At 69.0% G+C, this 23,591-nt stretch carries 20 protein-coding genes; 4 read left to right on the top strand and 16 right to left on the bottom strand.

Annotated features, from left to right (window positions below):
* Nucleotides 1–151 precede the first annotated feature (151 nt).
* Together ACZK39_RS05310 and ACZK39_RS05305 are read right to left on the bottom strand one after the other, a co-directional pair.
* Nucleotides 152–496: a helix-turn-helix domain-containing protein gene (locus ACZK39_RS05310; protein ID WP_463612739.1), complete on the bottom strand. Its 345-nt coding sequence runs from the start codon at nt 494–496 to the stop codon at nt 152–154.
* A complete protein-coding gene (locus tag ACZK39_RS05305) occupies nt 493–1,608 on the bottom strand; it encodes a tyrosine-type recombinase/integrase (protein ID WP_463612738.1) in 1,116 nt (371 codons plus the stop codon). The genes ACZK39_RS05310 and ACZK39_RS05305 overlap by 4 nt, the downstream gene beginning before the upstream one ends.
* Nucleotides 1,609–1,946: 338 nt before the next feature.
* Between ACZK39_RS05305 and ACZK39_RS05300 the strand changes: the two genes are divergently transcribed.
* Nucleotides 1,947–3,401, top strand: a complete 1,455-nt coding sequence (locus ACZK39_RS05300; protein WP_463612737.1) for an MFS transporter — start codon at nt 1,947–1,949, stop codon at nt 3,399–3,401.
* Nucleotides 3,402–4,744: 1,343 nt separating this feature from the next.
* On the opposite strand, the gene ACZK39_RS05295 is transcribed toward ACZK39_RS05300, so the two are convergent.
* The 3 genes from ACZK39_RS05295 to gnd form a co-directional block, all read right to left on the bottom strand.
* A complete protein-coding gene (locus ACZK39_RS05295) occupies nt 4,745–6,052 on the bottom strand; it encodes a lactate racemase domain-containing protein (protein WP_463612736.1) in 1,308 nt (435 codons plus the stop codon).
* 84 nt (nt 6,053–6,136) lie between these two features.
* The gene (locus ACZK39_RS05290; protein WP_463612735.1) at nt 6,137–7,210 is read right to left on the bottom strand and encodes a PfkB family carbohydrate kinase; all 1,074 of its coding nucleotides are present in this window, start codon (nt 7,208–7,210) and stop codon (nt 6,137–6,139) included.
* Nucleotides 7,211–7,221: 11 nt separating this feature from the next.
* The gene (gene gnd, locus ACZK39_RS05285) at nt 7,222–8,676 is read right to left on the bottom strand and encodes an NADP-dependent phosphogluconate dehydrogenase (protein WP_463612734.1); all 1,455 of its coding nucleotides are present in this window, start codon (nt 8,674–8,676) and stop codon (nt 7,222–7,224) included.
* A gap of 215 nt (nt 8,677–8,891) precedes the next feature.
* On the opposite strand from gnd, the gene ACZK39_RS05280 reads away from it, so the two are divergent.
* Both ACZK39_RS05280 and ACZK39_RS05275 read left to right on the top strand, forming a co-directional pair.
* Nucleotides 8,892–10,655 (top strand): glycoside hydrolase family 3 protein, encoded by a 1,764-nt coding sequence (locus ACZK39_RS05280; RefSeq protein WP_463612733.1) that lies wholly within the window; start codon nt 8,892–8,894, stop codon nt 10,653–10,655.
* Nucleotides 10,656–10,664: 9 nt separating this feature from the next.
* Nucleotides 10,665–11,567 (top strand): HAD family hydrolase, encoded by a 903-nt coding sequence (locus ACZK39_RS05275; protein WP_463612732.1) that lies wholly within the window; start codon nt 10,665–10,667, stop codon nt 11,565–11,567.
* Here the strand turns inward: ACZK39_RS05275 and ACZK39_RS05270 are convergent.
* The 6 genes from ACZK39_RS05270 to ACZK39_RS05245 are packed head-to-tail and all read right to left on the bottom strand — an operon-like array spanning nt 11,557 to nt 16,604.
* Nucleotides 11,557–11,850 carry a PqqD family peptide modification chaperone gene (locus ACZK39_RS05270; protein ID WP_463612731.1) on the bottom strand — a complete coding sequence of 98 codons (294 nt, stop codon included), beginning with the start codon at nt 11,848–11,850 and terminating at the stop codon, nt 11,557–11,559. The genes ACZK39_RS05275 and ACZK39_RS05270 overlap by 11 nt on opposite strands.
* On the bottom strand, nt 11,847–12,584 hold the full coding sequence (locus ACZK39_RS05265; protein WP_463612730.1) for a hypothetical protein: 738 nt from the start codon (nt 12,582–12,584) through the stop codon (nt 11,847–11,849). The genes ACZK39_RS05270 and ACZK39_RS05265 overlap by 4 nt, the downstream gene beginning before the upstream one ends.
* The gene (locus tag ACZK39_RS05260; RefSeq protein ID WP_463612729.1) at nt 12,577–12,837 is read right to left on the bottom strand and encodes a PqqD family protein; all 261 of its coding nucleotides are present in this window, start codon (nt 12,835–12,837) and stop codon (nt 12,577–12,579) included. The genes ACZK39_RS05265 and ACZK39_RS05260 overlap by 8 nt, the downstream gene beginning before the upstream one ends.
* Nucleotides 12,834–13,733, bottom strand: coding sequence for a nucleotidyltransferase family protein (locus ACZK39_RS05255; protein WP_463612728.1), 900 nt, complete (start codon nt 13,731–13,733; stop codon nt 12,834–12,836). Before ACZK39_RS05255 ends, ACZK39_RS05260 begins: the two co-directional genes overlap by 4 nt.
* On the bottom strand, nt 13,730–15,139 hold the full coding sequence (locus ACZK39_RS05250) for a sugar nucleotide-binding protein (protein ID WP_463612727.1): 1,410 nt from the start codon (nt 15,137–15,139) through the stop codon (nt 13,730–13,732). Before ACZK39_RS05250 ends, ACZK39_RS05255 begins: the two co-directional genes overlap by 4 nt.
* A 46-nt stretch (nt 15,140–15,185) precedes the next feature.
* Complete coding sequence (locus tag ACZK39_RS05245; protein ID WP_459055854.1) at nt 15,186–16,604, bottom strand: sugar transferase; 1,419 nt, start codon at nt 16,602–16,604, stop codon at nt 15,186–15,188.
* A 145-nt stretch (nt 16,605–16,749) separates the two neighbouring features.
* Here ACZK39_RS05245 and ACZK39_RS05240 point away from each other — a divergent pair, with 145 nt between their 5' ends.
* Nucleotides 16,750–18,285: a tyrosine-protein kinase domain-containing protein gene (locus tag ACZK39_RS05240; protein WP_463612726.1), complete on the top strand. Its 1,536-nt coding sequence runs from the start codon at nt 16,750–16,752 to the stop codon at nt 18,283–18,285.
* Here ACZK39_RS05240 and ACZK39_RS05235 read toward each other — a convergent pair.
* Genes ACZK39_RS05235 through ACZK39_RS05215 form a run of 5 tightly spaced genes read right to left on the bottom strand, consistent with a single transcriptional unit; the run spans nt 18,279 to nt 23,590 of the window.
* The gene (locus tag ACZK39_RS05235; RefSeq protein ID WP_463612725.1) at nt 18,279–19,457 is read right to left on the bottom strand and encodes an O-antigen ligase family protein; all 1,179 of its coding nucleotides are present in this window, start codon (nt 19,455–19,457) and stop codon (nt 18,279–18,281) included. The two genes, ACZK39_RS05240 and ACZK39_RS05235, sit on opposite strands and share 7 nt — an antisense overlap.
* Complete coding sequence (locus tag ACZK39_RS05230; protein WP_463612724.1) at nt 19,454–20,599, bottom strand: glycosyltransferase; 1,146 nt, start codon at nt 20,597–20,599, stop codon at nt 19,454–19,456. The genes ACZK39_RS05235 and ACZK39_RS05230 overlap by 4 nt, the downstream gene beginning before the upstream one ends.
* Nucleotides 20,599–21,525: a glycosyltransferase family 2 protein gene (locus tag ACZK39_RS05225; RefSeq protein WP_463612723.1), complete on the bottom strand. Its 927-nt coding sequence runs from the start codon at nt 21,523–21,525 to the stop codon at nt 20,599–20,601. Before ACZK39_RS05225 ends, ACZK39_RS05230 begins: the two co-directional genes overlap by 1 nt.
* Nucleotides 21,522–22,553 carry a glycosyltransferase family 4 protein gene (locus ACZK39_RS05220; RefSeq protein ID WP_463612722.1) on the bottom strand — a complete coding sequence of 344 codons (1,032 nt, stop codon included), beginning with the start codon at nt 22,551–22,553 and terminating at the stop codon, nt 21,522–21,524. Before ACZK39_RS05220 ends, ACZK39_RS05225 begins: the two co-directional genes overlap by 4 nt.
* Nucleotides 22,550–23,590 (bottom strand): glycosyltransferase family 4 protein, encoded by a 1,041-nt coding sequence (locus tag ACZK39_RS05215; RefSeq protein ID WP_463612721.1) that lies wholly within the window; start codon nt 23,588–23,590, stop codon nt 22,550–22,552. Before ACZK39_RS05215 ends, ACZK39_RS05220 begins: the two co-directional genes overlap by 4 nt.
* Nucleotide 23,591 lies beyond the last annotated feature (1 nt).

The following is a 23,591-nucleotide window of genomic DNA, read 5'->3' as shown; positions in this document are numbered from 1 at the left end:
ATCAACCCGTCGGGCCACCGTCGCAGGACCACCCACACCCGCCCGCGCGGGTCCGGCGCAGGTGGGTGGTCCCGGCGGGCCGGGAACCGCGCCGGCCGCTGGCAGCGGGCACAAACCAGACCCGCCCCGGCCGCGTCCGCAGCGGTGGCGGTCACTCCTGGCGGCTGATCCGGGCCCGGACGGGGGCGGGTCCTTCGGCGTGGACCATGCGGCCTGGCGCGTCACCGGCGGCGATCTTTCGGACGCCCACGTTGGTGGCCAGGGTGGTGATCAGCTGGTCGACGTCGACGGCGAAGATGTCACACAACGCCGCCAGAGTCGGCAACGACAACCGCTCCGGAGTCTGGGTGACCAGACGGTGCACCTGGGAGGCCGACAACACGATGCCCCGCTCGGCCAGCAACGGCACCAACTCGGTCGTCGCGTACATCCGGTGCTCGGCCATCACCTCTCGCAACCGCCACTCATAGGACACCCTCCGCTTCTGCCGGGTCATCGTGATCCTCCCTGCGTGGTGAGCGCGTCGGCGATCGTGCGGTCCAGCGCCCGACGCAGCGTCCTGGTCCGGTAGTCCGACGACACGCACGTGTAGATCGAGGTCGTCGAGGCGTGGTCGTGGCCGACCTGTTCCTGGACGAACCTGGGGTCCCACCCGTCCTCGATCAGATGGGTCACATAGGAGCGACGCAGCGAGTGGAAGTCCAGCCCCGAGGCCAGACCGAGCGCCTCCCTGTAGGCGGACAGGCGATGGTCCAGGACCTCCAGACCGATCCGCACGCCACGCTCCGACGGCCACGCCGCTGGGGACTCGACACCGAACAGGGGACGGACCTCGGTGAACCACTGCTCAAGGACGTCAGTGGTCCACGGCCACACCGTCAACACGCTGCGACGCTTCGGTGGTGACCCCCGCTGGGCCTTGCCGTGCCGCACGTACACCACCCCGTACTCGCCGAACTCGGCACCATCAGGGTTCCGGCCGAAGTCGGCGGCATCCAGCATCTGGGTTTCCTGGCGGCGGGTGCCGTAGGAGTAGGCCACCTTCAGCAAGGTGGCGTCGCGGAACGCCGCCAACCATCCCTTGCGCCCCAACGCCCGCTTGCGGGCGACCTGGTCGTCGGCGTGATCGAACAACGCCTGCAACTCGTCGCGGGTATACGCGCGCTTCGACGGCTCGGACTCCGAATCGGCGACATGCGCGGCGGAGTTCACCGCGTTGATCACCTGGATCGGATGGGTCCCGAAGCGTTCCTCGCACACGCTCGCCCACCCGTAAGCCGGGTCCGTCAGATAGTCACAGAACCCGCGCACCGACACCTGGTAGCCGCGCACCGTCGACCGGGTGCAGTGCCGCACCGACCGCAGATCGGCGAACCACTCATCGGCCAAACACGACGACCACGACCATGGGAACTCGTTGGAATGGGCATGGAACGCGCGCACCTGCCGCTCCCGTCCGATGATCGTCGAAGCCGTCAGGTTGCGGGCCAGCATCTGGTTCCGCCAGCCCGTCACCATCGCTTCGAACACCTGCGGTTCGGGATGCAGCAGGGCCACCCCGTCGACCAGGACCAGTCGCGCCGCCCCCGCCGCCACGTGCTGGCCCACAGAAACACCCCCTCCACCGCTCGCATCTGCCGCGACAATATCGCATCAGATGCGAGACCGCGGTATCCGCCGAGGCCAGCGAACCACCACACCGACCCCCACAGGCGCGTGAGTTCGGCGGTGTTCGCCGGCTCGGCCGTCAACACTTTCTGACAAGGACGAACGCAGTCTTCCGCTACCGAACAACCACTGTGGCGGGATCGCAACCGATGCGATTGGCCACGCTCGATCGGCCGATGCGACAGGTGTGTCACTGCACCAGGCGGATCGACAACCCGAGGAGCCTGACCGCACACCCCGCAAGGCGGCGTCGAAGCCGCTAGTCAAAGGAGACTCCAATGTCAACCATCGCAGCACCTTCCAGCAGGAAGGTCACCAACGTCCGTCCGTTCGGCTGGCGCGACAAGGTCGGCTACATGTTCGGTGATTTCGGCAACGACTTCACCTTCATGATGTCCGCCTTCTTCCTCGGCGCCTTCTTCATCAAGGGCATGGGCATCGACCCGATCGCCGTCGGCCTGGTGTTCCTCGTGGCCCGCTTCGTCGACGCCTTCACCGACGTCGCCATGGGCGTCATCGTCGACCGCTCCAAGCCCACCCCGGCCGGACGCTTCCGCCCCTGGATCCTCCGTGGCGCCATTCCGGTGTCTCTGGCCATGGTCGCCATCTTCGCCATGTACTGGTTCCTCCCCGTCGGCGAGGCCCAGATGGGCGCCAAGATCGCCTGGATGTGGGTCACCTACTTCCTGTGGGGCTCGGTCTTCTACACCATGATCAACATCCCTTACGGCTCGATGGCATCGGCCATCTCGCCTGAGGCCGACGACCGCTCGCAGCTGTCGGTGTTCCGCTCGATGGGCGCCTCGCTCGCTGGCATCGTGATCTCCCTGACCGTCCCGCTCATCGCCTTCCAGGGCAAGGAGATCCTCACCGGCCGCTTCCCGATCATCGCCGTCGTCTTCGCCGTCCTCGCGATCATCTGCTACGCGCTCTGCTACTTCAACGTCCAGGAGCGCGTCATCGTCGAGACGAAGGGCAAGGGTGAGGGGGCCGGCGCCGCCGCCATCGCCAAGGGCCTGTTCACCAACCGTGCACTCGGCGGACTGATCCTCGCCGCCATCATGCTGCTGTTCGCCTCGCTGTTCGCCGGCTCGGTCAGCTCCTTCCTGTGGCTCGAGTACTTCGAGCGCGGCGAGCTCGCCTCCATCGGCCAGATCCTGTCCTTCCTCCCCGCCCTCGCCCTGGCCGCCTTCGCCCCGGCGCTGGCCCGCCGCTTCGGCAAGAAGGAGATCGGCGTCGTCGGCGTCGCCCTCTGCGGCCTCCTCCACATCGGGCTCTACTTCGTGGACCTGCGCACCTCGCCCTACGCCTTCCTGGTGGTCTTCGGTATCGCGGTCATCGGCCTCGGACTGTTCAACGTCCTCGTCTGGGCCTTCATCACCGACGTGATCGACCAGCAGGAGGTCAAGACCGGTGCCCGCAACGACGGCGTCGTCTACGCCGTCTACTCGTGGTCCCGCAAGTTCGGTCAGGCCCTCGCCGGCGGCCTCGGCTCCATGGCGCTCGGCTGGATCGGCTACCAGACCGCCACCAGCGCCGGCGAGTCCGTCACCCAGACCCCCGAGACGATCCAGGGCATCTGGATGCTGTCGACGGTGCTGCCCGGCCTCATGTACCTGGCCTGCGCCCTGGCCCTCTGGCTGGTCTACCCGCTGGGCAAGAAGGCAGTGGAGTCCAACATCGCGGAGCTCAAGCGTCGCCGCGCCGAGGCGGAGGCTGTCGCCACCGTCTGATCATCGACGACACCGGGACCGAGGTCCCACCCAGAACGGCCCCCGCTCAGGCGGGGGCCGTTCTTCGTCTGCTTCCCATCGGGTTCCCCCCGCCCGTCGTCGTTGGCGGTTCGCCCCACCCGTCGTGGTTGGCGGTTCGCCCCACCCGTGGTGGTTGGCGGTTCGCCCACCCGTCGTCGTTGGCGGTTCGTCCCATCCGTCGTGGTTGGCGGCGAGGGGCTGCGCCACGGCCGACCCCGTCGCACTCCTGTGGTGGGGCTCGGTTTGAGCAAATGGCATGGGTCGCGGAACCCCTCCCGCGCGAATTGAGCGTGGGGCTCTCCGCGAGTCGTGCCATTTGCTCAAGCCAACCCCACCCAGGCGCCGCCCCGGCCCCGGCATCGGAGGTGCGCGACACGCCGTCGCGATGGATGGTCAGGTACCTGGAGGGGCACGCGGGCGGTGTCGTGCGGCGTTTCGTGCCACGGGTTCTGGGCGACGGCGACGGCGACGGCGACGGCGACGCGACGGGGGCGCTAGCCGTGCGGGGAGCCCTGCCCCGACGCCCGGGCGGCCGTGGTGGCCGGTTCTGCTGTCGGGCCTTGGCCTGGGTGTGGCTCAGGTAGTTGAGGCCGCCCGGCCGTCGGCCCACGTCTCCCCACACGCGTCTGCCGGTGGCGTGGCTGGGCCCGGGCGCGTGTCGACGGCGCGGCCCTGGCCAGGGTCCGTTCAGGCGGGACGCCAGTTAGGCGATCCTCGGGCTGGGTAACACTGCGCCGAGCCGCCCCGTCGACCCTCACCCTCGTTGTCGGCCGCCGGTCTGCATGCGCAGGGGGCTTGGGTTCGCTGGCGCTCCTCGCGCCTCAGCCATGGGTGCCGCGTTCCGTCGCTGGCGTCTCAGCCGACGAGCGATGTGCGCGAGGGTGGGGGACGTCAGGGCGGCTGCGCGCAGGGATGCCCATCCCGAGGATCGCTCAACTGGCGTCCCGCCTGAGCAGGCTTGAGCCAGGGCCGCCCTGCCGGCACACGCCCGGAACTGACCACGCCACGGGCAGACGAGTGCGGGGAGACGTGGGACGAGACCCGTGCGGCTCAACTACCCGACCCGTGACCGGCTGGCGGTCGAGGAGCAGAGTGTGGTCAAGGGCCGCGCGGGCCTCGTGTCAGGGCTCCCGGCACCTGTCAGTGGACTCCGTGGCTGGCCACGCGACGGCCTGGCTGGGCGCCTGTATTAGCTCCCGACGCCAGCGCTCCAGCGCTGGCGGGCGAACGCAACGCAGGCGACTCCTCAGGCGTCGGGACGTAAGGCAGGCGTCGGGACGTAGGGCAGGCGTCGGGACGGGAGGCAGGCGTCGGGACGGAGGTCAGGCGGGCAGGCGGTTGCGCTGCTCCTCGGTGCGGTGGAGCAGCTCGCCCGCCTTCGGGACGACGAGCGTGTCCGGGTCCGCCTCCATCGCGTCGAGGTCCACCTCAGCCGGGTCCAGGTAGTTCAGGCTGATCCCCTCGACGACCTCCCGCGGAATCCCTGTGGCCAGGGTCACCGTCACCCGGTTGGTCTCGACCCCTGTTGCCGGGTCGTAGTCGCCCAGCCCGCGCAGGTGCGTCGAGTGCGCCAACTCACCCCACGGGTGGTCCTTGAACCGCTCCCACTGCCCCACGAAGTACTGCCGGTTGTGATACCCGATCTCCTCGATGCCGGGGTGCATCACTGAGACCTGCGTGATGTGGGGCGCGTAGATGATCAGCTCCCCGCCGTCGGCCACCACAGGCTCCATCTTGTAGAAGCCCTTCGCGCCGGTCCACATGTCCTCGTACATCGTCGGGATGATCGACACCACCCGCTTGTACGCCTTCGGCACGTACTTCACGTGCACCCGGGCGGAGACCTCCGCGCACGCCTCCCACGAGGAGCGGGTGTCGCCGAAGGCCAGGAACTGGAGGTCGTCGGAGCCGGGCTTGACGATCATGCCCAGCAGCAGCTTCGTCGACGGGATGAGTTCGGCCGCCGCGTCGATCATCTGCCGCACCGGCGTGATGCCCACGCTGCCGATCATCTCGTAGCTGGTGATCAGGGCCCCCACCCAGTGCGACATGTCGATCACGTCGTGGCCGGACAGCCCCGGGAAGAAGTACTTGTTGCCGCCCGAGATGCCCACCACCTCGTGCGGGAGCACCGGCCCGAGCACGAGCGAGATGTCGGTGTCGACGACCATCCTGTTGACCAGCACCGTCATGGCGCGGTCCGTCAGCCTGCCGTCGGTCAGTTCGCCGATGCGTGAGGCCTCGATGGTGCCGAGGTTGGCGAAGCAGTCGTCGTTGCGCCAGTCGTGGTTGAAGATCTGCCATCCGGGGAACTCGTCGGCGAAATGGCCCGGCTCGTAGCCCATGAGGGCCGCGATGGCGGTCTCGGACATGTAGTCGTGGGTGCCGAGCGCGATGACCACCCGCACGTCCTTCGGCCGCGAACCCAGAGCGTCGCGGATGAGGTGGGACAGCATCGCGATGGGCGCGTGGCGGGTGCCGTCGGGCACCACGAGGGTGACGCGCTTGCCGTCGAAGTCGTAGGCGCCGATGGCGTCGGCGACGAAGCGCCGGATCTCATCCTCGGTCAGCGTCGATTGCGGGCCTCCGACGGTGGCGGCCGGCGCGACGTCCGGATACAGCTCGGTCATGGTTCAGCCTAACTCTCGTGGATGGGCACTCCCCCGGGCCTGTTGAATGCGGGCCCGGGGGAGTGGATGGAACGGTGGAGCGGGTCAGCGCTTGACGCGCGCGTTCCCGGACCAGATGGACCAGACCTGCTCCTCGTCGGCGGGTGCCGCGTAGTCGTTGAGCGACGTGGCGGCCAGCGCCCCCGTCGCCCAGCCGAACTGCATGCAGCGCTCGGCCGGCCAGCCCCGGAGGATGCCGTAGAGCACGCCGCCGACGGAGCCGTCGCCGCCGCCGATGCGGTCGATGACATCGATCTCGCGGAGCTCGGCGACGTGGAAGTCGCCGTCGCCCCACAGCACCATGCCCCACTCGTGGCGGTTGGCCGAGACCACTTCACGCAGCGAGGTGCCGATGTAGGAGGCCTGGGGGTAGGCCTCGCGGATGCGCCCGATCATCTCCTTGAAGCTGTCGATCTTGGCCCCGATGGCCTCGCCGCCGGCCTCCGGTCCGGGAATGCCCAGGCAGAGCTGGAAATCCTCCTCGTTTCCGTAGAGGATGTCGCAGAGCCCTGCGATCTCGGTGAAGGTGGCCCGTAGCTCCTCTTCGCGGCCCTTCCAGAAGGAGGCCCGGTAGTTGAGGTCGAAGCTGATGGCGGTGCCATGCTCCTTGGCCTTGCGGGCCACCTCGAGGCAGAACGTCGCCGTCTGCTCCGAGAGCGCCGCGACCAGCCCGGAGAGGTGCAGGATTGCCACGCCCTCGACGGCGAACAGAGCGTCGAGGTCGTAGTCGTCTGCCGAGAGGGTCAGCCCCACCTCGCCCGCGCGATCGTTCCACACCCGCGGGCCACGACCCCCGAAGCCCGAATCCGCGATGTTGAACTGGTGCCGGTGGCCCCACGCGTCGCCCTGGGGCACGTCGGGACCCTCGAACGCCATGCCGCGACCCCGCAGGTCCGCCTTGATGAACGCCGAGATGGGAGATCCCTCGACGAAGTTGGTGAGCACCTTGACCGGCAGCCCGAGGTAGGACACCACGGACGCGACGTTGGTCTCGGCCGAGGTGGCCTGGAGCGTGAACTCCCGGGAGGTGTGCACGCTCTGCCGGTTCACCGGCGTGAGGCGCACCCCCATGGACGTGGGCACCACCAGGGCCCACCGCGCATCGTCACGGAGTTTCATAATCCCGCGCCTCAGGCCTCGACCTCGGGGCGCCCCTCGGCGGCCCACAGCGTGTGGAAGGACCCGTCAAGGTCGATCCGGCGGTAGGTGTGCGCGCCGAAGAAGTCGCGCTGGCCCTGGATCAGCGCGGCGGGGAGCCGATCCGCGCGGACGCCGTCGTAGTAGGACAGCGACGACGAGAACACCGGCACCGGGACGCCGTGGAGCGCGGACTGGCTGACCACGCGGCGCCACGCCGGGAGGGTGGCCACGATCTTGTCGTAGAAGTAGCTGTCGCCGATCAGCAGCGGCAGGTCAGGCGAGGCGGTGTAGGCGCGGGTGATCTCGCCGAGGAACTGGGCGCGGATGATGCAGCCGCCCCGCCAGATGCGGGCCAGCTCGCCCATGTTGATGTCCCAGCCGTAGGTGGCGGCGGCGGCCTGGATCATGTTGAAGCCCTGCGAGTAGGCCACCAGCTTCGACGCGTACAGCGCCAGGCGGACGTCCTCGATGAAGGCGTCGCGGTCGGTGACGTCCCAGGCTGAGGCCCCACCGTCGAAGTTGCGGGCGGCGAGCCGCTGCTCGACCGACGACGACAGGCCGCGCGCGAAGGTGGCCTCGCCGATGCCCGTGACCGGCACGCCGAGGTCGAGTGCGGTCTGGACGGTCCAGGATCCGGTGCCCTTCTGGCCGGCCTGGTCGACGATGACGTCGACGAGGGCCTGGCCGGTGGTGGCGTCCACGTGGCGGAGCACCTCGACGCTGACCTCCATGAGGTAGGAGTCCAAATCGCCGGTGTTCCACTCGGCGAAGATGTCGGCGATCTCGGCGGGGCTGAGGCCCAGCGCGCGACGCAGCAGGTCGTAGGCCTCGCCGATCACCTGCATGTCGGCGTACTCGATGCCGTTGTGGACCATCTTGACGAAGTGCCCGGCGCCGTCGGAGCCGACGTGGGTGCAGCAGGGCTGGCCGTCGACCTGCGCTGCGATGGACTCGAACATCGGGCCGAGGCGGGTGTAGGACTCGACGGAGCCGCCCGGCATGATGGACGGACCCCACAGGGCGCCCTCCTCGCCGCCGGAGACGCCGGCGCCCACGAAGTGTAGCCCGCGCTCGCGGAGGGCGGCCTCGCGGCGGCGGGTGTCGGAGAACAGGGAGTTGCCGCAGTCGACGATGATGTCGCCCTTGTCCATGCGGGGGGCGAGCTCCTCGATGACGGCGTCGGTTGCCGGCCCTGCGGCCACCATGATGATGGCGACGCGGGGGCTGCTGAGCGCGGCGACGAAGTCGTCCATGGATTCGGCGGGCACGAAAGTGCCCTCGGTGCCGTGGGCGGCCATGACGGCCTCGGTCTTGGCGGCGCTGCGGTTGTGGATGGCAACGGCGTGGCCGTTGCGGGCGAGGTTCCGGGCCAGGTTGGAGCCCATGACCCCCATCCCGGTGACTCCGATGTCGGCGGTGGACGGGGTTGGTGTGGCGAGTGCCATCGATGCTCCTTTGGGTCGTGTGCCCCCTCAGGATGGCCCGAGTGGTGGCCCGGGCGGCAGGTGTTGCCACTTGTTGCTTGGCGGTGCGCCGGGGACGTGGCAACTCATGCGCAGGGCACGCTGCGCTGAGCGTGGCAACAAACGGCAATCATGTGCCCTCTGCGGGTGGCAGCTCGTACCGTGAAGTCACCAGCAACGGAGCAAGGAGCAGCATCATGGTGGATCTGAAGGCCACGCCTTTCAACCTCGACGACGAGGCGATCGAGTGGGTGAACACCACCATCGCGGAGATGACCGACGAGGAGAAGATCGGCCAGCTCTTCGTCAACATGGGCGCCCAGCGGACCGAGGAGTACCTCACCGACGTCCTGAACACCTACCACATCGGCGCCGTGCGCTACACCCCCGCGAAGGCCGACGAGGTGTGGGAGCAGAACAACATCCTGCAGACCAACTCGAAGATCCCGATGCTCATCGCCGCCAACACCGAGGCCGGCGGCAACGGTGCCTGCACGGACGGCACCTACGTGGGCTGGGAGGCGAAGATCGGCGTCGCCGGCGACGTCCGCTACGCCTACGAACTCGGCCGCATCTCCGGCGTGGAGGCCGCGGCGATCGGCTGCAACTGGTCCTTCGCGCCCATCGTCGACGTGTACCGCAACTGGCGCAACCCCATCGTGTCGCGGCGGACCTGGGGCGGCGACGTCGACCAGGTGCTCGAGATGAGCCTCGCCTACATGAAGGGCATCCAGGAGTCCGGCATCGCGCCGGCCGCCAAGCACTGGCCCGGCGACGGCATCGACGAGCGTGACCAGCACCTCTCCCACGCCCCCAACTGGCTCTCGGTCGAGGAGTGGGACGACACCTTCGGGAGGCTCTACAAGGGCCTGATCGACGCCGGCCTGCCGTCGCTGATGACCGGCCACATCGCGCTGCCGTCGTACCAGAAGCACTTCAACCCCGACATGACCGACGAGGACATCCTCCCCGCCACGCTGTCGAAGGAGATCAACACCAACCTCCTGCGCGAGCAGCTGGGCTTCAACGGCGTCGTCGTCACCGACGCCAGCCACATGGTGGGCCTCACCGGCGCCATGAAGCGCTCCGACATCCTCCCCACCGCCATCGAGGCGGGCTGCGACCTGTTCCTCTTCTTCAACGATCCCGACGAGGACTTCGGCTGGATGATGGAGGGCTGGAAGTCCGGGAAGCTCTCCGACGTGCGGCTCCACGAGGCGCTGACCCGCATCCTCGGACTGAAGGCGATGCTCGGCCTCCACAAGAAGCCCGGCAACGAGCTGCTGCCCCCGAAGGAGGAGGCATTGGCGAGGATCGGCCTGCCCGAGCACAAGGCGGTCGCCGTCGAGGTGGCCGACGCCGCCATCACCCTGGTCAAGAACAAGCAGCCCGGGAACCTCCCCATCTCGACGTCCACGTTCAAGCGCATCCTCGTCGTCCCGATCGGCGCCGCGCCCAGCCCCTTCGCGATGATGGTCGACGGCGGCAGCAAGCACCCCGCCGCCACGTTCGCGGACAAGCTGCGCGAGCGAGGCTACGAGGCGGACCTGTACGAGTCGCAGCTGGACAAGATCAAGGGCAAGAGCGCCGACGAGGTCAGGGCGATTCTGCAGAACGCCTACGCCGGCAAGTCCGCCATCGCCGACCTCACCGACAACTACGACATGGTGCTGTCGGTGGCCAACGTCAACGGCATCGGCCAGGCGGTCGAGCGGCCCTACTGGCCCGGCACCAAGGGCACCCTGGACATGCCCTGGTACGTGCACGAGCTGCCCACCATCCTGGTGTCGACGGCGTCGCCCAACATGCTGCCCGACATGCCGCAGGTCAAGACCTACATCAACGCCTACGACGACCACGACTTCAACCTCGACATCGTGCTCGACAAGCTCGAAGGCAAGTCGGAGTTCAAGGGCACGCCCAACACCGAGATGTTCCCCTTCCCCGACACCCGGATCTGAGGACCGACGATGACCGACAAGATGCCCGAGCGCGCCCAGGTGCTCCTCGACTTCCAGCCCACGAAGCAGTTCTTCGTCGGGATCGACTCCGACGGCTGCGCCATGGACGCCATGGACATCAAGCACCAGGAGTGCTTCACGCCGTCCTACATCAAGTACTTCGACCTGCAGGCCGCCTCCACCCTGGTCCGCGAGACCGCCCTGTTCGTCAACCTCCACTCCACCACCCGCGGCCAGAACCGCTGGGTGGCGCTGGCCCGGCTGTTCGAGCTGCTCAGGCAGCGGCCCGAGGTGCTGGAACGCGGCGTGAAGGTGCCCGAGGGCGTCGAGCTGCGGAGGTTCCTGGACTCCGGCTACCCGCGCTCCGATCGCGGGATCGCCGAGTTCGCCGAGGCCCATCCGTCAGAGGAGATCGAGCGCTGCATCGCCTGGGGCAAGGGCGTCAACGAGCTCATCGCCTGGATGGTGCACGGCTGCGCACCCTTCCCGGGTGTGCGCGAGGCCATCGAGGCGATGCAGCCGGACGTGGACTGCATGACCGTCTCCGCGACGCCCATGGAGGCGCTCGAGCGCGAGTGGCACGAGCACGACCTGGCCAAATACATGAAGGTGGTGGCCGGCCAGGAGATGGGCTCGAAGGCACAGCACGTGCACTGGGCCGCCAAGGGCAAGTACGACGACGACCACATCATGCTCATCGGCGATGCCCCCGGCGACCGCGACAGCGCCTTCTCCGAGGGCGTCCTGTTCTACCCGATCATGCCGGGCGGCGAGGCCGAGTCCTGGCGACGGTTCCGCGAGGAGGCGCTGCCGAAGTTCCTCGACGGCACCTACCGGGGCGCCTACATGGAATCCCTGGTCGCCGATTTCGAGGCGCTGCTCCCGGAGAGGCCCACCTGGGTCACCGTGTGACGCTCGGGTCGTGACCCGCGGGCTCCTCATCGATGATGAGGAGCCCGTTGTCGTTCAGAGCGCCCAACTGGGCCGCGACCGCCTCCGCGAGGGAGCCGTCGGGCGGGGTGCCGAAGGCCGTGGCGAGCTCGTCGCTCAGCTGGTCGAGGGTGACCGGCCCGTCGCCCAGCACCTCCAGGATGAGGGTGGCCACGGGGCCGAGGCGGAGGACCTGGTCGTCGAGGAGGACCAGCGACTCGCCGTCGACCGGCAGGAAGTCCGTGAGGTCTGCGCGCCTGATCACTGCCGTCCCTCCAAGCGGTCGGTGCACCACTGAAGGATCTGGTGCCCCTCGCCGTACTCGACGAGCGTGCAGCCGGCGCGACGGTGCACGTCGGCCATGAGGTGCAGCGGGCGGGGCAGCTTCGAGAGCGACGAGGTCTCCGGGGCGATCATGGCCAGGGCGTCGAGGACGGGCAGGGGAGTGAAGGCGGCGGTGTCGCGGCCGGGGGTCCGGCGCAGCACCACCAGGTCAGTCAGCGTCGGAGACGGGGGGGCCTGGAGCAGCCCGAGGTCGTCGGGGGAGTTCTCCCGCTTCGGGTGCCCGTGGTCCGGGGCCAGCGTGATGGGCTTGGGGTAGGGGTGGATCCGCAGCGTGACCGGGTCGATGCCCACCGTCTCGTCGGAGAGGTAGCCGTAGCTCCTCCCGAGGCGGCGGGTGAGCGTGGACTTGCCCGTGCCGCCGGGGGCGACGAACACCAGGGCGCGCCCCGTCTGCGGGTGTGCCACCGCCCCGGCGTGGAACATGAGGAGCTGCCCGGCGCGGGCGGCGATGAACGCCTGGGTGATCTGCTGGGTGGCTGACTCCTGTGAGGAGTTCTTCCTCACGGTGACGTCGGCCTGGGCGGTGGTGTCGCGGGAGAGGCAGCGGGCCCAGAGGTGCCGGACGGCGTCGAGGTCGAGGCCGGAGTCGCCGAGGTCCACCGCGACGCCGGTGCCGAGGCCCGCGAGGGTGAGCGTGTGGGGCGCCTCACTCATCGGAGACCGTCAGCCTTCTCGTGGTGAGATCCGCCAGGTAGGCGGCGACGGGGGCGTGGATCTCGGTCGCCTCGGTCCCGGTTGCCTCGCTCACGGTGCTGACGATCTCGGCCGTGGTGGCGCCGTCGAGGCAGTGCCAGATGAGGGCGGCGGTGCCGTCGAGGATCACCACCTCCCCGACGGTGGGGGCCGTCGCCACCACGCGATCCTCGTCGTCCTCCCACACCACGTCGGGATGGTGGCGGTGCGTCATGCCCTGCCCCCCGTCGAGGTGCGACGGGCGGCCAGCTCGCCGAGCAGTCGTCTCCATCGCAGCAGCGTACGCTGAGCGACCTCGCGGTGGCTGGGCGCGTGCCCCAGCTCGGCCTCGAGCAGGGACGGGTCGAAGAACAGCAGCCCTTGGACGACGGCGGCCTTCTTGCCGACGGTGGTGGCGGCCCGCCAACGGGCCCGCCACTCGTCGAGGCGGCTCGGGTTACCGTCGCGGAAGTGCTTCCACAGCAGGTACTCGGGATGGTCCCTGAAGGCCTCCAGGTCCCCGACGGCGGCCGCCACCCCGATCTCGGCGCCGAGATGCCGCGCCAGGGCGAGCACCCCCGTGCGCTCGTCGGCGGTGGCGCGGTCCCAGGCACGACCCGTATCGGGGTGGTGGGGCCCGCTGCGCGCGGAGTGCAGGAGGAGGAGCAGCCGCTGCGCCGTGACCGACGGCGTGGGGCACGGCACGTGACCCAGGTCCGTGCTCGTGCGGGCCCGCCACAGCTCGTCGAACGCCTCCGGCGCGAGGCCGGGGAAGCGGCGGTGCACGTCGGCGTTGCCGAGGGTGGGATGGAAGATGTTCATCGCGTGGCCGAAGGCCGAGCTGGTGGAGAAGCTGGTCTTGCGGATCCAGCCGTGCCTGGAGGCCTCGTCGAGGAAGCGGTGGACGTGCTCGGGGCGGATGAGGAGGTCCGCGTCGCTGCTGTGACGGGGAACGGTCTCGGTGCGTTCGAAGCCGCCCTCGGCGTCGTGGATGTCGCGGGTGTCGAGCAGTTCCCGCGCGACGGCCGGCCCCTTGACGTGCAGGACGTCCGCCCCGGCCTTGTCCGCGATGCGCTGCAGCACGCCGTGGGTGAGCCGGAGCCGGACGTGGAGGGAGGGCTCTTTCGTCATCGCAGGGTGTCGAGGTAACGGCGGAGGGCTTCGGTGCCGTCACTGGGCTGGAAGCCGGTGGCCTTGATTTTGGCCAGGTCGAGGGTGCTGTGTCGCGGGCGAGGTGCGGTGATCTTGCCGGCTGAGAATGTCGCGGTGTCTGTGCGGGTCACGCGGCCCTGAGCGCCGCGGGCGTCGAAGACGGCGGTGGCCACGTCGAACCACGACATCGGGTCGCCGTCGGAGGTGACGTTGTAGATGCCGGCAGGGGCGCCCGTCTCGACGAGGTGGAGCGTTGCCCGGGCGAGGTCGTCGGCGAAGGTGAGCCTGCCGAACTGGTCGTCGACGACGGCGGGGCTGATCCCGGAGTCGGCGAGGCGGGCCATGGTCCGCACGAAGTTGGGGCCGTCTCCGATCACCCAGCTGGTGCGCAGGATGTAGTGCCGGGGCAGGGTGGCGACGAGCGCGTCGGCGGCGGCCTTGGAGGCGCCGTAGGCGCTGAGGGGGGAGAAGGGCTCGTCCTCGGCGTGGGTGTCGCGGGTGCCGTCGAAGACGTAGTCGGAGGAGACGTGCACGAGGGGGAGCCGGTGGCGGTTGGCGGCTGCGACCAGGTTGGCAGTGCCGGTCACGTTGACCGCCCAGCAGGCAACCCGTCCGTCGGCTTCGGCGGCGTCGACGGCGGTCCAGGCGGCGGCGTTGATGATCGTGGAGGCCCGTCCCCACGGGAAGGCGGCGACGGCGTCGGCATCGGTGATGTCGAGTTCGTCTCGATCGAGGAATTGGGCGTCCGGAAGGAGCCGGCGCAGTGCCTGGCCGAGCTGGCCGCCGGCCCCGGTGACGACGGGGCGGGGCCGGGGCATCGGGATGACGTCGGCGAGGGCCGGGTGGGTGCGGTCGGCCTCGGAGACGATGGCCGATTCGAGGGGCAGGGGCCAGGCGATGGCGGGGTGGTTGAGGTTGGCGAATGTGTACTGGGACTTGGTCTCGGCTGACCAGTGCTCGTTGACGAGGTAGGAGTAGCAGGTGCCGGCTTCGAGGGCCTGGTAGGCGTTGCCCACGCCGCTGGGGGTGAAGACGGCCGTGTCTGGGCCGATCTCGTGGGTGACCACGGTGCCGAAGGTGTCGCCCTCGCGGAGGTCCACCCAGGCCCCGAACACGCGCCCGGTGGCGACTGAGACCAGCTTGTCCCACGGCTCGGCGTGGATGCCGCGGGTGACGCCGGCCTCGGCGTTGAAGCTCATGTTCTGCTGCACTGGCGCGAAATCGGGCAGCCCGAGGGTCATCATCTTGGCGCGCTGCCAGTTCTCCTTGAACCATCCGCGGGCGTCGCCGTGGAGGGGCAGGGTGAGGATCAGGAGGCCGGGGATCGAGGTTGAGGAGAGGCTGAGCCCTGCGACCCCCTCCCCTGGGCGCACAGCGGTGGTCACGCGGCCAGCCTAGCCGGTGGATGCCTTGGCGCTCGCTCCATCCTCGTCAGTAGGCGCCGCGCGAGCTCACGACCGCGCGGAAGGTGCGCAGGAGGATGACGATGTCCTGAAGCATGGACCAGTTGTCCACGTAGTAGAGGTCGAGACGGACGGTGTCGTCCCACCCGAGGTCGGATCTGCCCGACACCTGCCACAGGCCCGTGATGCCTGGCCGCACGTCCAATCGACGCCGCACATGAGTCAGGTAGAGCGCCACCTCCTGCTCCATGGCCGGGCGCGGCCCGACGAGACTCATCTCCCCTCGCAGCACGTTGAACAGTTGGGGGAGTTCGTCGATGGAGAAGCGGCGGATGAAGCGCCCAAAGGGGGTGATGCGGGGGTCGTTTCTGATCTTGAACAGGGCACCCTCCGCCTCGTTGGCGTCCTCGAGGCCTTCGGCCCGGATCTGCTCGGCGTTCTGCACCATGGAGCGGAACTTCAGCAGTTGGAACGGCTCTCCTCCCATGCCCACGCGTTGCTGCCTGAAGAGCACGGACCCGCCGTCGCTCAGCTTGATGACGAGGGCTGTCACCAGCATGAGGGGGGACAGCAGCACCAACAGCAGTACTGAGGCGACCAGGTCGAAGGCTCGCTTGGTGAACCTGAGGGACCGCTCCGCCTGCGGCTTTCCCACGTGCATGAGCGGGAGTCCGGCCACGGGCGTCACGTGGATGCGCTGGCTGGAGATGTCGGTCATGGCGGGGACCACCACCATCTCGGCGCGGTGGCCCTCCAACTTGCGGGCCATCTCGTTGAACTCGCGCCCGCGTCGGACGGAGCCCGTGGTGAAGATCACGGCCCGGGCACCGGTGCGATCGATCACGCTCAGGAGGTCGTCGAGGGTGCCCACCTCGTCGATGTCGCTGTCTGACCTCGCGTCGACGTCGATCGACTCGTCGTCGGGCGGAGCCACCACGCCCACCGGGGTGTAGCCGAGCCACGTCTCCCTCCGCAGCACGGCCACGACGTCGTCGACGGCGCCACTGTCCCCGACCACCAGGGTGGGCAGACAGAAGCGACCGGACACCCGCAGCTGTTGCAGGATCCGCCTCGCGGTGAGGCGCCCCATTAGCAGGGCGGGGATGCCGATGGCCACCAGGATGGCGACGAACCCCCTGGACAGCGGGTAGTTGAAGATGAAGGCGAAGAAGCCCAGAGCGAGCAGGAACAGCAGCGATGAGTTGAACACCTGGCGGTACTCGGCCACTCCGAAGCCCCAGTGACGCGGGCGGTATGCCCCCCCGAAGGCCAGTGCGAGCAGCCATCCCACCACGATGAGTGGAGCCACGGGGATGACCAGTTGCTCCGCGTCGTTGATGCTCCGGAGGAAGGGGACCCACCTGCGCAGCGCCACCGCGGCGACCGCAGCAGCAGAAATCAGGGCAGTATCCAGGGCGACGAGTGCCCAGCGATACAGATTACGCATAGTGCTCCCCAACACCCCCTTCCGAGCACTCTAGCCAGTGGGTGTGGCGGACGCCGAATCCTCGACGGTGCGTGCCCTGCGGGCGGTGCCTATACTCGGGAGGACCGCGGGGCGGCACCCGCGATTATGTCCGGGGGTTCCGTACGTGACGCTCATCGAGTTCGTCCGCTTTCTGCGCCACGACGCGCGCCTGATCGCCATCATGACCCTCCTGGGCCTCGTGGCGGCGGCGGGCTACGCCTACCTGCAGCCGGTGGTGTACCAGTCGAGCGCAACGGGCATCATCGTCGCGGGGGACAACACGAGCGTCGGCGGCGCCATGAGCGGAAGCGCCCTCGCGCAACAGCGCGCGGCGGTCTACGTGGCCTTGGCCGGGACGGCGGCCGTGCGGGACCGCGCCGCGGAGGCACCCTCCATCCAGGAGAACCCTTCGGCCGCCAACGGATCGATCAGCGCCAGTACTGTGACGGGCACGCCGCTGCTCACAGTCAGCGCCACCGGCGGTTCGGGTGAGGAGGCGCGGCTGCTGGCCGACGCCGGACTCGAGGCGCTCGCCGCCGAGGCGCTCGCCCTGGAGATGCGCACCCCCACTGAGGAGGGGACGCCGGCGAATCCGGACGATGTCGCGGTTCGGATCGCGACATACAGCCCCGCCTCCGCATCCTCCGAGCCGGTCTCGCCGAACTGGCTTCGACTCCTCCTCATCGGGACCGGCGCCGGGCTCGGGCTTGGGTTGGCCGTTGCCTTCGCCCGCTCGAAGCTGGACGTGAGGGTGCGCACTATGGCGGACGTCGAGGCTGAAACCGGGCACGGAGTCCTCGGTGTGATCCCGGACACCAAGGAACTGTCCGAGGCGCGCACCGGGGCTCGGATCAGCCTGTCCAAGCTCGGTCCGGCCGGAGAGGCGCTGCGCCAGCTCCGCACCAACCTGCGCTACGTCAACATCGACTCGCCGCCCAGGTCGATCGTGGTCACCTCGGCCAACCCGGGTGAGGGCAAGTCCACCATCTCGTCGACTCTCGCGGTGCTGATCGCGCGGTCAGGGCAGCCTGTGGTGCTCATCGATGCCGACCTCCGCAAACCGGTGCAGCACACGATCTTCGGCGCGGACAACGCGATCGGGCTTTCGCAGGTGCTCGTGGGCGACGTGTCGGTGGAGGACGCGTTGCAGCGCACCAGCGAGCCCAATCTCATGGTCCTCACCTCCGGGAAGGTGCCGGCCAACCCGTCGGAGATGGTGGGGTCGCGGCGCATGAAGACGCTCCTGGCCAGCCTATCCAAGCACTACTTCGTTATCACCGATGCGCCACCAATCCTGGCCGTCACCGACGCGGGCCTCCTGACGGCATCCACCGACGGTGCGGTCCTGGTGGCCCGCGTCGGGAAGACGCACAAGGAACAGTTGCGGATGGCGACGAAGCTGCTCAAGCAGGTGGGCGGCTCGGTCCTGGGCACGGTGCTCCACCGGGCGCACCGCAAGAGCATGGGTGAGGTTGTGTACGGCGCCGGACATGGCGGTGCGTACCAGGCCTACTACGGCACCGGCGACACCCAGCTCTCCGAGGAGGACGCGGCGCCCATCACCGTACGGCGAGCCGCCCCCGCCCCGGAGCCGCTCGAGACGGCGCCCCAGGTCCCGGTGGCCGTGCCTCGGTCGGCCAAGCGCAGCGCGGGTCACTGACCGCCGTCGGCCTCCGCCTCAATCCTCGTGCGTGCCGCGCCGTGATACGCGAGGTACAGCCCCAGGGCGACTGCGATCGGCGGGCTCGTCAGGGAGAAGCCGATGTTGAACGAGACGATGAGGCCACAGATCAGCGCGGCCTCGGCCCACACCGGCCGGTCCAGCGCCGGCAGTTGGTGGAACATGAGGAAGACGCCGATGATCAGGGCGATCAGCAGGACCATCGCGAGGAGGCCACCTTCCATCTGCATCGCCCGGTAGCTGTTGTGGAAGAACAGTGTGGTGCCGCGGATGTCGACCACGGCGGTGCCCAGACCCTCGCCGAGCCATCCGGCTTCGCGCACCATCTGCTGTTCGGCCAGGGCGAGGGCCTCGCGGAGGTCGTCCGAGCCTGCGCGGTCGGTGAACCAGCCGCGCTCCTCCGCAAAGGCGTCCGCCCACGCGTAAAGAACGGCCGTGCTGCCGATGGCGACCAGGCTCACCAGCCGATTCAACCGAGGTGCGAACCACACCCAGAGCGTTGCGATAGCGTAGGCGAACAGCGTGGTCCGGGAGACGGTGAGGAGCACCCCGCCGCCCACCACAGCCCAGAGCGAGATCCGGGCGCGTCGCGTGCGGAGCGACTGGATGGTGGCGAAGCCCAGTGTGGTGAGCACGTAGCCCGCGGCGTTGGGATCCCCCAGCACGCCGGTGAGCCTGCCGACGTAGCTGCTGCTGGGAAGGAGAGCAACGCTCGCAGAGAGGGCGACGAGCATGCCGATCACCACGCCCCGGCTGACCGAGCGGACGTGCAGGCGCCCGGCGCCGAGGACGGCGGCCACCGCGAAGAGGGTGACGATGTTGACGGAACGCCGGAGCTCGCCCAACCCATGCACGTAGAGCGTCCAGCCCACCAGCCAGAGCACCAGCCCCGTCCCTGCCAGCGAGACCAGGGCGCTCCCCGCCCTCCAGCGGGCGCCGGCCCAGACGCCGATGGCCACGAGCGCCACGCAGGCGAGGGTGTTGACCGGAAGGGTCAGGGAAGGAATGAGGAACTCGACCCCACGCACCGGGATGAGCATGCCGAGCAGGAACACCGGGATGACGATGTCTCCCCACTCCTGAAGCCAGCGGCTCTCGGCGGGGGCCTCGCTGTCTGACAGGGCCACGGAGCTGGTGTCCGTAGTGCTCACCGTGCCCTCCCGTCGTCGATGTGATCCGACGAGTGTGACACAAGCTCAGTCACGCGCCGCCTCAGGGCCGCGGCGAAGTGCGCCTCGTCGAACGCGGTCACGTGCTCCCGGATCTCGGAGCCGTTCCAGGCGCGGCCGCGGTTGGCCAGCACCGCCCGCGCGATGTCGTCTGCGGTGGAGACGTCGAAGAACGAGCCGTTGACCCCCTCCGTGACGGTGTCCAGATAGCCGCCGGCGCGCAGCGCGAGGGTGGGCGTGCCCAACATGCCCGCCTCCAGCGGGGTGAGCCCATAGTCCTCGAAGCTGGGGGCGATGAGCGCCTCCGCGGCGCTGTAAGCCCAGGCCAGCTCACCGTCGGAGAGCCCCTCGAGCATCCGGACGTTGCGAGGGAGAGTGCGGTGGAGTTGGTCGCGGAGGGGGCCCCTGCCGACGACGACGAGGCGCTCGTCGGGCAGGCCGCGGAACGCGTCGATGGCCGTGTCCACGTTCTTATAGGGGAGCAGCCGTGAGACCACCAGGTGGAAGGACGGCCAGTCCGCCAGTGCGACGATGGGCTCCGGCGGCACGGCGTCGTGGACGGCCGGGGGAGCCGGCACGACGGCGGCGTCGAGGCCGTACACGTCCCTGATCCGCTCACGGACCACGGTGGAGTTGGCGAGGTAGCGGTCGGCGGACCTAGCGGCGCGTTGATCCCACCGCACGAGCGCGGGACGCAGCGCGGACAGGGCCCAGCCCACCGGGGATCGGCCCGCCGGTGCGCCGAGATACTCCTCGGACAGATAGAGGAATCGAGCGGGGGAGTGGCAGTAGACGAGCTTCCTTCCGGTGGTGCGGAACCCGTGCGCGAAGCCGGTGGAGGACACCAGCAGAATGTCGGCATCGATGATCGGCGCCCTGTCGATGGCGCTCTGATACAGCGGAAGCCCGTAGCGGTGGTCCCGTCTCAGGAGTTCGATCCGATTGAGCCGGGTTGTCATCACGCGCACGTCACGGAACTCGGGAAAGGTGGTCTCCGGGTTGTACACGGTGGTGTGAACGGTGGCCTCCGGGAAAGCACGCGTCATGGCGAGGACGACGCGCTCTGCGCCGCCCCGCTGTGTCAGGTAGTCGTGCGCGATCGCGACGCGGGGACGGGCGGCCATCAAAGCTCCGTGGTGACGTCGTCGGGATGACGGTATCCGGCAACGGACCCGCCCTCCACCAGCAGTGCGATGGCCTTGTGTGAGAGTGCACGCGGCAGCACGCGTGCGCCAGCGTCGACGGCAGCCGAAGCGGCGTCCAGGAACCGTCTCGAGGGGGCTCGTCCGACCGCTCGTACCGCGCGATTCCACACTCCCCCGTCTGACGGCTCAGCGCTGCCAAGCACCTCAGTTCCGTGCTTGGCCTCGAACAACCGACGAGCGGCACCGGAGTGGAAGGCCCGCTGCACCCGGCTTTGGGTGGTGACTGCGGCGACGAAGTGCGGTGTCTCCAACTCGCGGACGAGTTGCACCGGGGCGCCATATTGATGGAGCCTGTACCCCCAGTCGACGTCCTCCCAGCCATAGGCCCTGTAGTCCGAGTCGTAGGGTCCGACCGCGTTCCACAGGTCCCGAGTCGTGGAGCAGTTGCCAGCCCAATACCGCCAGGCTTGCTGGCTGTGGTACCCATCGCGCCGGAAGGCTTCATCCGCGTCGATACCGTAGCAGCGCGCGTAAGGGGTGTCTGGAAGTTGGTTGAGGTAGAGACCGATCGCGCCTCCGGGTTCCGACTCGTGGGCCGCTTTGTGCTGCCGCACGTAGTCGCTGCCTGGCTCCAGGTCGTCGTCACAGCGAATCAGCACGTCTCCCTCGGCGGCTGCGAAGCCTGCGTTGAGGGCGGCCACTCTGCCGCGGTTCTCCGGGAACACGGTCGAGCGGACCGGCAGGTGCCGATACCGTTCCACCGCCTGGCGGGAGCCGTCGACGTCGCCGTCGATGACGACGATGGCCTCCCAGTCGCGATCGTCCTGGGCAGCCAAGGCGTTGAGCAGCCTCGGCAGGCGCTTGGCGCCGCCGCGGCTGGGGATGATGATCGAGGCGAGGGTCACTGTTGCGCCTCCAACCGTTGCAGGACCTCGTCAAGGCGGTGCCGTCCGGCCTCGGGTGAGAAAGTCTGAGCCCAGCGTCGGTGAGACTCGTCCAGGTGGGCAGTGCTGTAGCCGACGAGCGCGGCCTGGATTGTCCGCGCCAGGTCGTCGGCGTCGCCGGGATCTGCCATCCACGGGAAGGCGGGTCCCGCCACTGAGGGAAGAGCGCCTGCTCGGGTGATGACGAACGGGCAGCGTGCCGACATCGCCTCTGCGGCCACCAGCCCGAACGGTTCGTCCCACACGGAAGGGAAAACGGCCAGGTCGACAGTTGAGAAGAACTCCTCGCGGGTCACCCAGCCCGCTCGTACGGTGAGGTGCTCGATCGGCCGAAGAGCATCGTCGACCATCCGGATGTCCGACTCCGGGACGAAGCGGGGCTCCCCGGCGAGGTACAGCTGGTAGGTGCCCGGCCGTTCCTGGTCGAGCAGCCGGATCGCCCGGGCAAGAACGTGGACTCCCTTGTCCGGAGAGAGGCGTCCGAGGTAGCCGATGACGACAGCACCGGAGTGGGTGCGTCCCTCAACAGTTGAAGGGTCAAGGGGTGCGGTCCAGTTCTCCATCACCTCTGATCCCAGCCCCACCTGCTGTCGCATCAGCTCTGACGGCACTACGACGAGCCGGGCCCCCCGCGTTGCGCCACGCGCGATGGCCTTGAGTTCTCCCGTGGGCTGCTGGTGGAGGTGTACGACACGGTTGGGCAGCGCTGCGGTGGCCGCGGCGGGGCGAAGCCCGTTGCACCACAATAGGCCCCGGCGTTCCCTCCGAGTCCAGCGACGCAGTCCCCGAAGGTAGCCGAGGGTGCTGTCGGCGTGAATCTCGACCACCCGCAGGCCCTCGGCCCGGGCGGCTTCGAGGAGTGACCTTGGCGAGGAGGGCACCACAACCTCAACGTCGTGCCCCAGGTCTCGCGCGGCTACGGCCATGGCGAGCAGCATCACTTCGCCACCGCCGATGTCGCCGTGGTTGGCCGCGAAGCTGATCCTCATCGCAGCACCCTTTCATACACCTCGGCAATCTGAGCCGCCATGCCTGACACCGATGGCCAGTGCGGGGGCAACTCGGGTCGCTTCTCCACGTCGAACGCCTGCTCACGCATGAGGTCCGCGACGCGTGCGACATCATCGGCCTCAGCCATGCAGTACGCCGGCAGGATCTCTGGGTTGCCACCCACTGGTGTTGCCACGACGCCCAGACCGTGGGCCACCGCGTCCAGGACGGAGTAGGACGCGTTCTCCCACGCCGAGAGTTGCACCAGGACGTCGTGATGGGCCAAGGCCTCTGGGACCTCGAGGAAGCCGGGGAATGTCACGGAGTCTTCGATGCCGAGAGCCTTGGCGAGGCCCACGAGTGCCATCCGATCGGGCCCTTCCCCAGCGACTGTGAGCGTCGCGTGGGGGAGACCGGAACCGAGGCGCGCGAAGGCGCGGAGCGTGTCAGGGATGCGCTTCTCCGGGGCCAGCCGGGCGAGGCTGAGGAACCTCATCCCTGGCTCACGGGGTGTGATCTCCAGGCGGTTGACGCCATTGAGGACGACGGAGATGGGAGTCGTGGGGCGCCAGGCGCGAATCATTTCCCGCTTCGTTGACTCGCTGACGGCGATGAGCGCGTCGAAGCGTCGAGAGCGGACGTGGTGAAGAGCTCGGCGGACGAGCGCCTTGGCCCTGCCGCGGTGATAGAGCCGCTCGTCGGCCGCGATGCCGTGCTCGGTAGAGACCAGGTGCGTGGGGAGGCCGACCGTCGCGGCCGTGACGAGGAAGTCAGCCCGCGCCAGGTGGGAGTGGACTATGGCCGGTTTCAGCGCGCGGATGGACGCCCTCAACTCGCGGACAGCGTCGGCTGCCGAGCCGTCGAGTGGCAGGGCGAGGGTGGGGACGCCCAGCTCGTCGAGCCGATCGAGCAGCGGACCGGCAGGCGCGGCTACAGTGAGCCAGTACCCGGGGATGCCGACGGTGGCCGCGTCGAGAATCTTGCGCGCAACGCCCGCCAGGTTGCTCACCGGGGTGACCCACAGGGCTCGTCTCACG

This window comes from Tessaracoccus luoxuelianae, from assembly GCF_055326245.1.
This window is presented reverse-complemented; position numbering and strand designations above follow the sequence as displayed.

Excerpts from the sequence above, each read along its gene's own strand:
- gnd (WP_463612734.1), bottom strand. The coding sequence starts at position 8,676 with ATGGCACTCGCCACACCAACCCCGTCCACCGCCGACATCGGAGTCACC.
- ACZK39_RS05265 (WP_463612730.1), bottom strand. The coding sequence starts at position 12,584 with ATGAGTGAGGCGCCCCACACGCTCACCCTCGCGGGCCTCGGCACCGGC.
- ACZK39_RS05230 (WP_463612724.1), bottom strand. The coding sequence starts at position 20,599 with ATGGCCGCCCGTCCCCGCGTCGCGATCGCGCACGACTACCTGACACAG.
- ACZK39_RS05245 (WP_459055854.1), bottom strand. The coding sequence starts at position 16,604 with ATGCGTAATCTGTATCGCTGGGCACTCGTCGCCCTGGATACTGCCCTG.
- ACZK39_RS05290 (WP_463612735.1), bottom strand. The coding sequence starts at position 7,210 with ATGAAACTCCGTGACGATGCGCGGTGGGCCCTGGTGGTGCCCACGTCC.
- ACZK39_RS05220 (WP_463612722.1), bottom strand. The coding sequence starts at position 22,553 with ATGAGGATCAGCTTCGCGGCCAACCACGGCGACATCGGCGGTGGCGAA.
- ACZK39_RS05275 (WP_463612732.1), top strand. The coding sequence starts at position 10,665 with ATGACCGACAAGATGCCCGAGCGCGCCCAGGTGCTCCTCGACTTCCAG.
- ACZK39_RS05255 (WP_463612728.1), bottom strand. The coding sequence starts at position 13,733 with ATGACGAAAGAGCCCTCCCTCCACGTCCGGCTCCGGCTCACCCACGGC.
- ACZK39_RS05260 (WP_463612729.1), bottom strand. The coding sequence starts at position 12,837 with ATGACGCACCGCCACCATCCCGACGTGGTGTGGGAGGACGACGAGGAT.
- ACZK39_RS05300 (WP_463612737.1), top strand. The coding sequence starts at position 1,947 with ATGTCAACCATCGCAGCACCTTCCAGCAGGAAGGTCACCAACGTCCGT.
- ACZK39_RS05310 (WP_463612739.1), bottom strand. The coding sequence starts at position 496 with ATGACCCGGCAGAAGCGGAGGGTGTCCTATGAGTGGCGGTTGCGAGAG.
- ACZK39_RS05295 (WP_463612736.1), bottom strand. The coding sequence starts at position 6,052 with ATGACCGAGCTGTATCCGGACGTCGCGCCGGCCGCCACCGTCGGAGGC.
- ACZK39_RS05280 (WP_463612733.1), top strand. The coding sequence starts at position 8,892 with ATGGTGGATCTGAAGGCCACGCCTTTCAACCTCGACGACGAGGCGATC.